Raw genomic sequence first — 13,532 nt, forward strand, 5'->3', positions numbered from 1 at the left:
GCTCACACCAAGCCCGCCACCGGCCGGGGCGGTTCCTGGGAGTAGTCGTAGAAGCCCCGCCCCGACTTCTTGCCCAGCATTCCCGCCTGCACCATTCGCTTCAGGAGGGGGGGTGGGGCGAACCGCTTCTCGCGGAACTCGTCGAACATGATGTCGGCGATATAGTAGGTGGTGTCCAGGCCCACGAAGTCGAGGAGGGTGAGCGGCCCCATGGGGTGACCGCAGCCCAGCCGCATCCCCTCGTCGATGTCGGCGGTGGAGCCCACCCCCTCCTCGAGCGCGCGCACCGCATCCAGCAGGTAGGGAACGAGGAGGCGGTTCACGATGAAGCCCGTGCGGTCCGCGGCCCGGATGGGCGTCTTCCCGAGCCGCTGGGCGAAGGCGAAGGCGGCCTCGACGGTGGGGGCGGAGGTGAGGGGGGAGCGAACCACCTCCACCAGCCTCATGAGGGGCACGGGGTTGAAGAAATGCAGGCCCACGAAGCGGTCGGCCCGCCCGGATGCGGCCGCCATCTCCGTGATGGAGAGCGAGGAGGTGTTGGAGGCGAACAGGGTCGAGGGGGGGCAGACCTTGTGGAGAGCCTGATAGACCTCGCGCTTGGCCTCCAGGCTCTCCACCACCGCCTCCACCACGAAGTCGCAGCCGGCCAGCCGTTCGAGGGCGGTCGTCCCCTCCAGGCGTCCCCGCACTTCCTGCGCGCGCTCGGGCGTGAGCTTGCCCTTGTCCACGCCTTTCTTCAGGAAGGACTCGATCCGGCCCAGGCCCTTTCCGAGAAGCTCCTCCGAGACCTCGCGGACGACCACCTTGAACCCCGCCTCCGCGCAGACCTGCGCGATGCCCGAGCCCATGAGTCCGCAGCCGACCACCCCGACGGTTCTTATTTCCATTGTCCTTGTCGCTCGCCGCCCGAGGGGGAGCGCTCGCTTACGGCTCGTTCTGGATGATCATGGCGATGCCCTGTCCGCCGCCGATGCAGGCGGTGGCCAGGCCGTACTTCGCCTTCCGCCGTTTGAGCTCCAGGGCCAGGGTCAAGAGCAACCGCGTCCCTGTGGCCCCCAGCGGATGCCCGAGGGCGATCGCTCCTCCGTTCACGTTGGTTCGCGCGCGCTCGAGCCCCAGCTCTTTCTCCACCGCCAGGTACTGGCCGGCGAAGGCCTCGTTGACCTCCACGAGATCGATGTCCCGGAGGGAGAGGCCGGCCGCTTCCAGGGCCCGGCGGGAGGCGGGGACGGGCCCGATGCCCATGATGTCCGGGGGCACCCCGGCCATTCCCCAGGACACGACGCGGGCGAGGGGTCTCCGGCCCCGGCGCTCCGCTTCCTCCTCGCTCGCGATCACGAGCGCGGCCGCCCCGTCCACGATCCCGCTCGCGTTCCCCGCGGTCACGAAGCCGTCCTTGCCGAAAGCGGGCCTCAGCGCGGCCAGTCCTTCGAGCGTGGTCGAGGGCCGCAGGTGGTCGTCGGCCTCCACCCGCCGCGTCTTCTTCCCCTCCCGAACCTCGACGCCCACGATCTCCTCCCGGAAGACCCCCCGTTCCGCCGCCCCCGCCGCCGCCTTCTGGCTGCGCAGGGCGTAGGCGTCCATGGCCTCGCGGTCGATCCCGTGCTGGCGGGCCAGCTTGTCCGAGGTTTCGGCCATGTAAAGGCCGCAGCGGGTGTCGAAGAGGGCGACCATCAGGCTGTCCTCGAGCTTGCCTTCCCCGAGGCGGAGGCCGGCGCGGGCGCCCCGGATCACGTGCGGAGCCTGGGTCATGTTCTCCATGCCCCCGGCCAGGACCACACCCGCCTCCCCTAGGCGGATCATCTGCGCGGCCGAGACCACGGACTGGATCCCCGAGCCGCACAGCCGGTTCACGGTGAGGGCGGGGGCCTCCACGGGCACGCCCGCCAAGAGGCCCACGTGGCGCGCTCCGTAGATGGCGTCGCCCGAGGTTTGGAGGGCGTTGCCCATCACCACGTGGTCGACGGCGGAGGCAGGCACGCCGCTCCGCTCCAGGGCCGCGGCCGCCGCGTGACCGCCCAGCTCGAGGGCGGAGACATCCTTGAACGCCCCCACGTACTCGGTGAAGGGCGTTCGCGCGCCCCCCAGGATCACGACCTCCTGAGACATCGGCTTGCCCTCGCGGCCGCGGGCGCGGGCGTGGCCGCTCGCGGCCAGAAAGAACGGAGAGTATAGCACGCTCGTCTCCGGCGCTTTCCGCCCGGACCTTGACTTCCGCGCGGGGCCGGGGCTAGGCTCGCGACTGATGCGCTCCCTCCCGCTCCGCCCCCTCTTGGTCGCCCTCGTGCTAGCGGGAGCCTGCAACCGCGACTACCCGAGCCCCTTCGGCGGCCTGGGACGCACCGTGTCGCCACCCTCCGCCGCCGCCCTGCTCTTCACGAGCGGGGCCTGGGCGACCCAGTCCGGCTCCGGGCGCGAGCTCTTCGCGGCCAACGCCGATGGTTCGGGAGTCACACGCTTGACGTTTTGCAACGACGGCGCCACATGCGACACGGTCGAGGCCGCCATCGCCACCGACCGGCAGCGCACGGAGGTCCGCCGGGTCAAGACCACCACCCCCGGCACCGCGCTTGTTTACATCGACCTCCAGAAGGCGGCGGAGGCGGAGATCATTCCCGCCTCCCAGCAGGTATCGGGGATCGACTGGTCGTCCCAGGGCGATGTGCTCGTCTACAGCGCCCTCCGCTCGCCCGGGCTGGACGACCTCTATCGGGTCGACCCCAACGGCCAGAACGCGGCCGACCTCTCCTGCACGACCGCGGGTACCACGGGCACGCTCCCCTGCGACCCCACGATTCGCGAGCGACGGCCCCGGATCGACCCCACGGGCAACGTCGCCGTCTACGAGCGCATCGACGCTACGGGCCGGGGCCAGATCTACATCTTCCAGAACTCCGCCAACAAGATCCAGGTCACCTCGGGGGGGACGCCGGGCGCGGCCCTGCCCGGAACTCCCTACGTGATCGGCTCCGACGCGGATCCCGCCTATTCTCCCGACGGGGGCTCGGTCGTCTTCCGTCGCCTGACCGATCTCGGTAGCGGGGGGCTCGGCAGCTGGGACGTCTTGACCGTGCACTCGGACGGCACCGCGCTCGCCGTCTTGGCCACCGGTCCCCTGTACCGGGGGGCACCGGACTGGGGAACCGCGGGCATCGTCTTCGCGGAGACGGATGCCGCGGCTGCGACCACGAGCCTAGTCGTCGTCCAGCCCGATGGCACCGGCCGCCATGTGATCCTGACCCAGCCCTCGACCTTCAACCTCGGCTTCCCACGCTGGCTGCCCGCGGCTCACTGAGCCGGGTCAGGCTCCGAACATCCCCTCCCGGTAGGCGACGATCCTCCCCTCCACCGCGGAAGCGGCTACGGTCAGGGGCGAGCCCAGGTAGAGCTTGCCGGGCCCGGAGCGGTTCTGGTAGTTGCGGTTGATGGCGGAGACCGTGATCTGCTCCGTGTTCGAGGACACTCCCGGGCCGCAGCCGATGCAGGCCCCGCAGCCGGGATGGATCACCGTCACCCCCGTGCGGGCGAAGACCTCAAGGTAGCCGCGGCGGCGCGCGTACTCTTCCACGCTCGCGGAACCGAACTGGATATAGAACGCGACCCCTTCCTTGACGCGCTTCCCCGCGCTCAAGGCCTCGTGCATGACCCGTGCGTAGAGGTCGAGGTCCACTTCCTTGCCCGCGGTGCAGGATCCCCCGTAGGCGATGTCGATCTTCACTTCCGGCAGCTCATCCACCCGGGCCCCGTTGGTGGGATCGGAGGGAATCCCGTGGTCGGGATCGCCGGGGGTGGCCACCATGGGCGGTATCAGCGCGAGGTCGATGGTGTGGACGCCACCCGCATAGACGGCGCCGGGATCGGGGACGAGCACCCCCGCGCGCAGGCGCTCCTTGGCCACCCCTGGCCGACGGGCCGCGATCCAGGCCAGCGTCTCCTCGTCCGCTTCCACCACCCCCGCCCGGGCCGAGCACTCCGTGGCCATGTTGGCGAGGGTGGCCCGCTCGTCGGGGGCCAGCCCGCGCAGGCCGGGACCGCCGAACTCCATGATCCGGTCCAGGGTCTCCTGGCGGCGAGCGTGGTTGGCCAAGATGTAGAGCATCACGTCCTTGGCCGTGACGTTGGGCTTGAGCTCGCCCGTGAGCTCGAAGCGAATCGATTCCGGCACCTCCACAAAGGTGAAGCCGGCGTGCAGGAGGGCGGCGTACTCGGTGGCCCCCACCCCATAGGCCAGCGCCCCCAGCGACCCCCCCATGCAGGTGTGGCTGTCCGTGGCCTGGATGAAGTCGCCGGGCTCGATGATCTTCTCGCGGGCGACGGTGTGGCAGATCCCGGGGGAGATCCCGTCCTGGGCGGAGTAATCCTGGACGCCCGTCTTCGCCTGGAAGACACGCTGCATGTCGCGTTGAACTTGAATCTTGGCCGCGAAGGGGGCCATCTTGGGTACCCCGTCCGCGTAGATGAGGTGGTCTTCGAACACCGCGAACTTAGCGGGGTTGGCCAGGCGGTACTCGGCCCCGAACTCCTGCTCGAGAAAGTAGTGCACCTGGGCGGTCGTGAACTCGTGCGAGTAGCCCCCGTCCACGCGGACGCAGATGGCATCGCCCGGTTGCACCCAGGCCGGGCCCTTCACCCCGAGCAGATGACGGGCCAGGATCTTCTCTCCCAGGGTCATGGACCGGGGGCCCGTTTTCAGGGGGGGCAGCGAGACCTCCCCCCGGGAGTACGCCCGGGTGAAGGGAAACAAGCCGCCGTGCTCCACGATCTTCTGCGTGATGGGGTCGTAACCCCGGGCAAACTCACCCCGCGGTATGGCCTCCCCCGCCTGCAGGCGGAGGAGCATGGCGTGGTCGCCCATGAGGACGCCCTGGGCGATGTTGTTGCGGGCGTGGATGGGGGCGAAGGAGGCGGCGATGGCAATCCGGATCCCCGACCACTTCTCGGCCTGGACCGCGGTCTCGCGCGAGGAGCCGACCCCCTTGCGGTAGCCGGAGACGATCACCTCGAAGTTGCCCGCCCTGAGCGAACCCGGGGGGAAGAGACGCTCTTTGCCGATCGTGATCCCCGCGTAGGCGTTGCCGGCGATGTCCTCCGGACGGTAGTCGAAGCAGGCCCAGGCCGGGGTCATGGCGTCGGTGTTCACGTCGTCGAGGAGGTCCTCGACCTTGAGATCCGCCATGCGCAGGTCCAGCTCCCCCCGCAGTTGGCGGCGGATCAGCTCGGGGTCTTTGGTAAGGAAGAGCACGCGCTTGCCGGGGGTCAGGGAGACGGCGGCGCGGGCCTGCATAGACTCGATATTAGCACCCGCGGGCGAGGGGGTTTCAGCTGCGCAGCCGGTCCTGGATGGCTTCGCCCACCTCGCGCGTGCCCAGAGTCCCCCCGATGTCGGCGGTGGTGCGGTCGTTTTCCACCGCCCAGCGGACCGCGCCTTCGATGCGGTCCGCCTCCTCGCCCCAACCCAGGTGCTCGAGCATCAATCCTGCGGTAAGGATCGCTCCCATGGGATTGGCCACGTTCTTCCCCGCGAAGCGGGGGGCCGAGCCGTGCACGGGCTCGAAAAGGCTGATCTGCCCCGGATGGATGTTGCCGGAAGCGGCCATGCCCAGCCCCCCCTGGAGCCCGGCCGCGAGGTCGGTGACGATGTCCCCGAACATGTTGGAGGTCACAATCACCTGGAACTGGCTCGGTTCCCGGATCAACTGCAGGGTCAGGTTGTCCACGTAGAGGTGGGTGGCTTCGATCCCGGGGTTCTCGGCCGCCACCGCCCGGAAGACGCGCTGCCAGAGTTCGTGGGCGTGGATGAGCACGTTCGACTTGTCCGCCATCAGGACTTTCTTGCGCCCCTGCGCCACCGCGAAGGCGAACGCATGGCGCACGATGCGCTCCACCCCCTTGCGGGTGTTGAGGTCGATCTCGGTGGCCACCTCGTCGGGGGTGTCCTTCTTGAAGTTCCCCCCCATCATCACGTAGAGGCCCTCGGTGTTCTCGCGGAAGACCACGAAGTCCACGTCCTCACGACGGGCCCCTTTGAGGGGGCAGAGCTTCTCGTGGAAGAGGCGGACCGGCCGGTAGTTGACGTAGAGGTCCAGCTTGAAGCGCAGCCCGAGCAGGATGTCCGCGGCGTGCCGGTTGTCGGGCACGCGGGGATCCCCCATCGCCCCCAGGAGGATGGCGTCGAAGCCTTCTTGCAGCATCTTGATGCTTCCCGGGGGCAGGGTCACCCCGGTCTTCAGGTACTTCTCCGCACCCCAGTCGAAGGGGGTCATGCGCAGGCTCTTGCCCGCGGCATCGGTGACCGCGCTCAGGGCCTTGACCGCCTCCGCGATGACCTCGACCCCGATGCCGTCGCCCGGCACCACCGCGATGTGCAAAGGACCGGTGGCCAGGGGAGCCTGCCTAGCTGGGGAAGGGGCTCATCAGCCAGCCCAGGATCACGGTGGAGAGGACGAAGGCCGCGAAAGCGAAGAGCCCGAAGCGGACGCGGCTCCGCGTGTCGTCCCGGAGCAGGGTGGCGAACACGCTGGACACGAGCAAGGAGAATACGAGCAGGATGAAGAGGTGGCTCGGCCTCAAGGCTTCCGCCTCAACGCGGTGTCGTGGGCGTCCAGGATGACGAGGACGTTCAGGAGCCCGCCCACGGCCGTGAACGTGTTGCCGTATTCGTAGGTGACGGAGGTCACCTGGCCCGTCTCGAAGCCCAGGGCCCGGGCCGCGAAGTAGGGGATGCCCACCGCCATTTGGGCCAGGCTAAAGAGCAGGGCCAGGGGGTCCTCGAATCCAAGGTGCAGCTGCAGGCCGGAGTCCATCGCCACCCCCAGGAGGAATAGCGCCCCGATCGCGCCCATGAAGATGAGACCCTTGGCCCGGCGCCCCAGGTAGAGGTGGCCCGCTCCCGGCACTAGCCAGGCGAAGAGGCACGCCGGCAACACCCGCGCGCTTCCCCCGCTGTCCGTCTCCGCCCGGCTCTCGGCCACGCTCCACCCCCCTCGCCCCTCCGGCCGGGCGAAGCTCCGGATGTTACCGGCGGGGTCGGAGCGCCGTCAAGGCCGCGTGGGCAACGCGCCGGGTCAACGAGAAACGGTCCCCTTCACCAGAGTGCAAATGTCCGTTTCCTGTTGGCGTCGACCGTCGCCATTGACGGCCGCGGCGCGCGCCCCTAAGATCTTCTGAGATTGGGAATATGAACATCCGCCGCCCTTGGCTCCCCCTCGCCGCAATCGTCACCGCGCTCGGCTCGCCCTCCCCCGCCCTCGCCCAAGGCATCTTCCCGTTCGAGCGGATTCGGCCGGGGATGACGGGAACGGGCCTGACCGTCTTCGAGGGCACCCGCATCGACGAGTTCAGTGTCCGCGTCCTTGGCGTGCTCGAGAACGCCATCGGGCCAAGGCAGAGCGTGATCCTCGCGCGCCTGGAAGGGGGCCCCCTCGAGAAGACGGGGGTGATCGCGGGCATGAGCGGCAGCCCGGTGTTCATCGACGGCCAGCTGGTGGGAGCCGTGGCCTACAGCTTCCCGTTCGGCAAGGAGCCCATTGCCGGGATCACGCCCATCGGCGAGATGATCGAAGCCACGCGGATCCAGGCCCCCCGCGCGGCCTCCGCGCGGGGGACTCCCCCCTGGGGCCCCGCCGGCCCCGCCGGGCCTTTGGACCGCGAAGCGGTCATGGCCGCGCTGCGTCGACCGCTGCGGGCGTTCGCCCCCGGCCCCTTTGCCGGCGAGCCCCTCCCCCCGGCCCTGGCCGGAGCGACGCTCGCGCCCCTCGCCCTCCCCCTCGTCTTTTCCGGGTTCGACCCCGCCACTTTCGAATGGGCACACGGTGTCTTCTCGGGTCTAGGGTTCGCCCCCGTGCTGGGAGCCAGCGCCTCCGGGGTTCCTCCCGACGCTCTTCCCGACCTCAAACCGGGCGGAGCGCTGGCCGTCTCCCTCATCGAGGGCGACCTGGACCTGTCCGTGACCGGCACCATTACCCACATTGCTGACGGCCGGCTCTACGCCTTTGGCCACCCCTTCTACAACCTCGGCCCCACCCAGTTTCCTTTGCGGAAGGCCTACGTCTATTCGATCTTCCCCAGTCTGCAGCAGTCGTGGAAGATCAGCGCCGCCCTGGAGCCCGTGGGTACCATGGATCAGGACCGAACCACCGCGATCGCAGGCCTCCTGGGTGCCGCTCCCCGCATGATCCCCGTGGAAGTGCGGCTCAGCACGAGCCGCGGTCAGGAGCGGCAGTTCTCGTTCCGGATCGTGGAGGATGAACTCCTGAGCCCCGTGCTCACCTTCATGGCTCTGCTCTCCGTTCTCCAGGGCAACGAACGGGCGTTCGGGACGTCGACCGTCCGCGTCAACGGCCGCCTGAGTCTGTCCGGGGGGCGGGAGATCAGGGTGGAAGACCTCTTCGCCACCGGCCAGCCCTCGGTTCAAGCGTCCGCGCTGGTGGCCGCCCCCCTGGCCTTCGTCATGGCCAACGACTTCCAGAAGGTGATGGTGGAGAAGGTGGACCTTTCGGTTTCGTCCTACGAGACGGTTCAGAGCGCCACCCTGCAGCGGACCTGGGTGGAACGCACGGGCCCCGTGCGCGCCGGCTCCGCGGTCCCCGTGAAGGTGCAGCTCCGCACGTATCGGGGTGAGACCCTCCTCGAGACCATTCCCCTCACCATCCCCCCGAGCGCCCCCGCCGGCCCCTACACCCTGCTCGTCTCGGACGCCCAGGCCCTGAACGTCCTCGAGCAGCGGGAGATGCGGCAGCCCTTCATACCCAAGGACCTCGACCAGCTCATCCGTGCCATCAACGGTCTCCGCCGCAGCAACCACCTCTACGCCCGCCTGCTGCGCCCGGTGGACGGAGCCATCGTCTCCGGCGAGTACCTGCCCTCTCTACCCTCCTCCGTGCTCGCGGTTCTGGGTGCGAGCGAGCAGGGCACGGGCCTTATCCCCATTCGGACCGCCACCGTCTGGGACTTCGAGCTCCCCGTCGACTACGCAGTTACCGGCTCCCGCCTGATCTCCCTCTCCGTGGAGAGGTGAGGATCCGCCTTTCTGCGCCGCCCCCCCTCCTGGAGGAACAATGCCCCGTGGCCCGGCCGTCACCCTCGTTCTTCTCGCCCTTGCCCTCCCCTTGGGGGCGGCCCAGCCACAGTTCTGGAGGATCGAGGGGGCCCGGGATTTCCTGGATGGCGACACCAAGGGGCTCTCCGTCGACTCCGAGGGGCGGGTCCGGCTAGCCCCCGCCACGCGCGTCCTCCACGACCCCGAGACTCCCAACGTTTGGTGCCTGGCCCAGGACCCCAAGGGCACTCTCTACGCGGGCACCGGGAATGATGGCAAGGTCTTCAAGGTTGAGGCCGGCAAGGGGTCGCTCTTCTTCGACGCCGCGGAGCTGGAGGTCCACGCGTTGGCCGTGGGGCCGGATGGTCGGCTGTACGTAGGGACGGCGCCCAACGGAAAAGTCTACGCGGTGGACGCCGGGGGCCGAGCCACAACCTTCTTCGATCCCCCGGAAAAGTACATCTGGGCCCTGCTCTTCGACAAAGCGGGCAACCTGCTGGTGGCCACGGGAGCGGAGGGCAAGGTCTACCGTGTGGACCCCAAGGGCAAGGCCCAGATCGTGCTCACCAGCCCGGACACGCACATCCTCTCCCTGGCCACGGATGAACGCGGCAACGTCTACGCGGGCAGCTCCCCCAACGGGATCATCTACCGCCTCGACGCCGCCCTGAAGGTTTTCGTGGTCCACGACTCCGCCTACCGCGAAGTGAAGGCCATCGACGTGGGGACGGACGGAAGCCTGTACGCGGCCGCCGTGGACGGCAAACCGAAGGACGACACGACCCGCCCCTCCGCTCCCGTCCCGCCCGCGGTCTCCCTGGGTCCGACGGCAGAGGTCACGGTGACCGAGAGCTTCACCATCCTTCCCCCCGCCGCCGGCGCCCCCGCCCCGCCGCCCCGGGGGCCAGAGGGCCCCGCTCCCGGGACCGCCAAGGGGGCCGTATTCCGGATCCTTCCCTCCGGCGAGGTTGACACGCTGTGGTCCTCCCCCGACGAGACGCCCCACTCCCTCGTGCGCTCGGGAGATGCCGTCCTCGTGGGCACGGGCAACAAGGGCAAGCTTTACCAGGTGAGGGACAACCGCACTTGGACCATGCTCATGGTCCTGCCCGCCGACCAGGTGACGGGCCTGGCCCGGGGCAGCGCGGGTACGGTCCTCCTCGCCACCTCCAATCCCGGGCGCATCTATGCCGTGGAGGGCACGCCGGCGGCCAAGGGGACCTTCACTTCCAAGGTCAAGGACACTGACACCGTCTCGGGTTGGGGGCGGCTGCGCTGGGAAGCCAGCCTTCCCGGAGGGACGGAGATCGAGATCCAGGCCCGCAGCGGCAACACCGGCAGCCCCGACTCGACTTGGTCGGATTGGTCCGCTCCCTACCGCCACCGCGAGGGCGACGCCGTGACCAGCGAACGGGCCCGCTTTCTCCAGGTGCGCGCGGTTCTGACCGGCAAGGATGGCGCGTCTCCCGTCCTGGACTCGATTACGGTAGCCTATCTCCAGCGCAACCTCCGGCCGCAGGTCCAGTCCATCACCGTTCATCCTCCGGGCGAGGTATTCCAGAAGCCGATCTCGATCACGGGCGAGATGGAGGTGCTGGGGCTCGAGCCGGGGCAGGCTCCGGAACGGGGCCCCGCGGCCGCGGCCACCCGGGCCAGCATGCCCCCCGTCACCAGCTACAGCCGACGGCTGTACCAGAAGGGAATCCAAACCTTTTCCTGGAAGGCCGACGACCCGAACGGCGACACCCTCGTCTACGACGTGCACTATCGCGCCGTGGGGGACAGCAAGTTCCGCCTCCTCCGCAAGGGCATCACGGAGCCCGTGCTGGCCTGGGACACCTCGACCGTCCCCAACGGCCGCTACCTGATCCGGGTCACGGCCTCGGACGCGCCAAGCAATCCGTCCGCCCTCGCCTTGACCGGTGATAAGGAGAGCGTGCCTTTCGACGTGGACAACACCCCGCCCGTCGTGACCGCCACCCTCGTCCACCGCGGCGCCCCGGTCCGGATCCGGGTGGTCGCGAAAGACGACAGCAGCATCATCCGCAAGACCGAGTACTCGGTCGACGGCGGACGCTGGGAGGAGGTCCACCCCACGGACGGGATCAACGACTCCCTCGAGGAGACCTACGAGATCACCCTCGACGCTATGCCCGGCCCCGGACCGCACGTGGTGGTGGTGCGGGCCTTCGACCTCCTCGGCAACGCGGCCACCGCTCGGGTGGACGTGCCCTGAACCTGCTCCTCCTCCGGGCGGGGGGGCTGGGGGATATCCTCCTTCTCCGCCGCGCGGTGGCGGCTCTGCAGCGAGCCGGCCACCGCGTCGGCCTGCTCGCCCCCACGCGGGCGGGGGCCGCTCTCCGAGGGCGGGGGGTGGGCGAGGTCTCCGAGCTGTTCGATTGGGAGGGCGCCGAGGTGGCCGCGCTCCTTGCCGGCGACGCCCCGCGGGGAGGTCCCTTGGAGGAACACCTGCGCGGCTGCCAAGCGGTCCTGGCCTACACGCGCAGCCTTCCCGTCATCGAGGCCCTGCAGCGCCGGGTGCCGCGCGTGGTCGCCCACGACCCCGACCCGCGCTCCGGACATGCCTCGCGCTGGCTCGCTGATCCCGTGCGGGCGTGGGGAGCCGACCCCGATCTGCTTCCGCCCCCCCTCACCCCCAGCCCCCAAGAAGAGGATGCCGCAGCCGCTTTCTGCCGGGCTCTTCCCCGGGGCTTCGTGGCCCTCCACCCCGGAAGCGGGGCTCCCGCCAAGACCTGGCCCACCGAACGCTTCCACGCCCTGGCCACGGCGCTCTCTCCCGACCGTCCGTGGCTCCTCGTCCGCGGCCCCGCAGAGCCGGTCGGCCCCGCTCCCCCCGGAGCCGTGGTCGCGTCCGAGCTGCCTCTTCGCCTCCTGGGGGCGGTGCTGGCCCGGGCGGGCCTCTACGTGGGGAACGACTCGGGCGTCAGCCACCTGGCGGCGGCAGAGGGCGCTCCCACCCTGGCCCTCTTCGGGCCCACCGCGCCCGAGGTCTGGTCGCCCCTCGGCCCGCGGGTGCTGACCCTGCGCGCGCCGGGGAGGGCGATGGGCGAGATCGCGGTGGAGGAGGTGGCCGCGAAGGCGGACCTTCTCAGGTGAGGGGGGGCCAGACGTCGAGCCGGCTGATCAGGCGGTAAACGCTCACCGCCACCGGGCGGCCGTGCAGGCGCACCGGCTCGAAGCGCTCGCGACGGAGGGCATCCACGACCGGGCGTGCGCGCTCGAAGTCCCCCCCCAGGAGGGTGACCATGGACACGCTGCCGTCTCGCGCCACCACCGTCTCCAGGAAGAGCGTCCCCTCGTTCATCCCCGCCAGCACGCTCTCGGGCAGGCTTCCCCCCTCCCGAGTGTGGGGAAGGCTCACCTCCGCAGAGGGGAATAGGGGGTTGCTCTCCGTCCCGTGGGCGGCGGGAACCCTCGGATCCCAGACCTCGCCCAGGACCCGGACCGAGGCCGGCGGCAGGGGTCCCGTGTCTTCATTAAGAAGAAGAAAGGTGGCGAGCACCGCGAAAAGGATGAGGGCGGCCGGGATCAGGCTGGGCAGAAAGAGCGGACGCGCGGCGGAGAAGGACCGGAACAGCAGGGCCAGGCCGGGACCACGGCTCTCCACCTCCAGACGATCCAGGACCCGCGCGGCCACCGACTCGCAAGGCGAGAGGTTCGGAAGGTCGCTCACGAGCTGGGAGGCGGCGCACAGGGACTCCGCCCGCCCCCGGCAGTCGGGACAGGCGGCGAGGTGGACGTCGATGGCCCGGGCCTCCCCCGCGCCAAGGTCCCCGTCCAGGTACGCAGACAGCACGGGTACGACGGCTCGGCACCTCATGGCCACCCGTTCTCCCCCACGCGCTCGAGAAGGCTCCGGCGCAGGGCCTCCCGGGCCCTCGCCAGGCGGCTCTTCACCGTGCCCTCGGGCAGGGAGAGAGCGGCCGCGATGGCCTCACAGGAGAGCCCCTCCACCTGGCGCAGCAGCAGGATGGCGCGGTGGTGGAAGGAGAGCGACAGGAGCGCCGCTTGCACGAGTAGCGCGGTCTCCCGCTGGCGGACCTGCTCGTAGGGGCTCGCCCCGCCCTGCCCGGAAGCGGCAAGGCGCGCCTCATCCCTCACCGTCAGCTCCTCGAGCGGACGCGAACGACTCCGCCGACGGCGGCGCCACCACCGCAGACGGTTGTGGCAGCGGTTGACCACGATCCGGTAGATCCACGTCTTGAGACTGCTTCGGCCTTCGAACCGGCCCAGGGTTCGGTAGACCTGAAGGAACACCTCCTGGGCGATGTCCCGCGCCTCCTCGGGATCGCCGGTCAGGCGGGCGGCCAAATTGAAGACCATCCCTTCGTGCAGGGCCACCAAGCGGGCGAAGGCCTGAGCGTCCCCCTGCCGGCAGCGCTCCACGAGGGGGCCCTCCTGGACCGCTCCCCGCAGCGTTTCCAGCGACCCGAGCGACATCTCCCCCGTGGTCATCGCGGCTCCGCTCGTTGTC

General features: G+C 69.9%; 12 protein-coding genes. 4 read left to right on the forward strand and 8 right to left on the reverse strand.

The window, feature by feature from the left end:
• Positions 1-2: 2 nt before the first annotated feature.
• The gene (locus tag VN461_03160; protein ID HXB53754.1) at positions 3-887 is read right to left on the reverse strand and encodes a 3-hydroxybutyryl-CoA dehydrogenase; all 885 of its coding nucleotides are present in this window, start codon (positions 885-887) and stop codon (positions 3-5) included.
• A 37-nt stretch (positions 888-924) separates the two neighbouring features.
• The gene (locus tag VN461_03165) at positions 925-2,109 is read right to left on the reverse strand and encodes an acetyl-CoA C-acyltransferase (protein ID HXB53755.1); all 1,185 of its coding nucleotides are present in this window, start codon (positions 2,107-2,109) and stop codon (positions 925-927) included.
• A 136-nt stretch (positions 2,110-2,245) separates the two neighbouring features.
• Here VN461_03165 and VN461_03170 point away from each other — a divergent pair, with 136 nt between their 5' ends.
• Positions 2,246-3,295 carry a hypothetical protein gene (locus VN461_03170; protein ID HXB53756.1) on the forward strand — a complete coding sequence of 350 codons (1,050 nt, stop codon included), beginning with the start codon at positions 2,246-2,248 and terminating at the stop codon, positions 3,293-3,295.
• A 6-nt stretch (positions 3,296-3,301) separates the two neighbouring features.
• Here VN461_03170 and VN461_03175 read toward each other — a convergent pair whose 3' ends face one another.
• Genes VN461_03175 through VN461_03190 form a run of 4 tightly spaced genes read right to left on the reverse strand, consistent with a single transcriptional unit; the run spans position 3,302 to position 6,971 of the window.
• Positions 3,302-5,284, reverse strand: coding sequence for an aconitase family protein (locus tag VN461_03175; protein HXB53757.1), 1,983 nt, complete (start codon positions 5,282-5,284; stop codon positions 3,302-3,304).
• Positions 5,285-5,318: 34 nt separating this feature from the next.
• Complete coding sequence (locus VN461_03180) at positions 5,319-6,368, reverse strand: 3-isopropylmalate dehydrogenase (GenBank protein HXB53758.1); 1,050 nt, start codon at positions 6,366-6,368, stop codon at positions 5,319-5,321.
• Positions 6,369-6,393: 25 nt separating this feature from the next.
• Positions 6,394-6,570 (reverse strand): hypothetical protein, encoded by a 177-nt coding sequence (locus VN461_03185; GenBank protein HXB53759.1) that lies wholly within the window; start codon positions 6,568-6,570, stop codon positions 6,394-6,396.
• Positions 6,567-6,971 (reverse strand): DUF6677 family protein, encoded by a 405-nt coding sequence (locus VN461_03190; protein HXB53760.1) that lies wholly within the window; start codon positions 6,969-6,971, stop codon positions 6,567-6,569. Before VN461_03190 ends, VN461_03185 begins: the two co-directional genes overlap by 4 nt.
• 206 nt (positions 6,972-7,177) lie before the next feature.
• Between VN461_03190 and VN461_03195 the strand changes: the two genes are divergently transcribed.
• The 3 genes from VN461_03195 to VN461_03205 are packed head-to-tail and all read left to right on the forward strand — an operon-like array spanning position 7,178 to position 12,154.
• On the forward strand, positions 7,178-9,016 hold the full coding sequence (locus VN461_03195; protein ID HXB53761.1) for a SpoIVB peptidase S55 domain-containing protein: 1,839 nt from the start codon (positions 7,178-7,180) through the stop codon (positions 9,014-9,016).
• A gap of 40 nt (positions 9,017-9,056) precedes the next feature.
• Positions 9,057-11,273, forward strand: a complete 2,217-nt coding sequence (locus VN461_03200) for a hypothetical protein (GenBank protein HXB53762.1) — start codon at positions 9,057-9,059, stop codon at positions 11,271-11,273.
• A gap of 56 nt (positions 11,274-11,329) precedes the next feature.
• Positions 11,330-12,154: a glycosyltransferase family 9 protein gene (locus tag VN461_03205; protein HXB53763.1), complete on the forward strand. Its 825-nt coding sequence runs from the start codon at positions 11,330-11,332 to the stop codon at positions 12,152-12,154.
• Here VN461_03205 and VN461_03210 read toward each other — a convergent pair.
• Entirely contained in the window at positions 12,147-12,878 is a 732-nt protein-coding gene (locus VN461_03210; GenBank protein HXB53764.1) for a zf-HC2 domain-containing protein, read from the reverse strand. The two genes, VN461_03205 and VN461_03210, sit on opposite strands and share 8 nt — an antisense overlap.
• Complete coding sequence (locus VN461_03215) at positions 12,875-13,513, reverse strand: sigma-70 family RNA polymerase sigma factor (GenBank protein HXB53765.1); 639 nt, start codon at positions 13,511-13,513, stop codon at positions 12,875-12,877. Before VN461_03215 ends, VN461_03210 begins: the two co-directional genes overlap by 4 nt.
• Positions 13,514-13,532: the final 19 nt, after the last annotated feature.

This window comes from Vicinamibacteria bacterium, assembly GCA_035570235.1.
Lineage (GTDB): Bacteria > Acidobacteriota > Vicinamibacteria > Fen-336 > Fen-336 > DATMML01.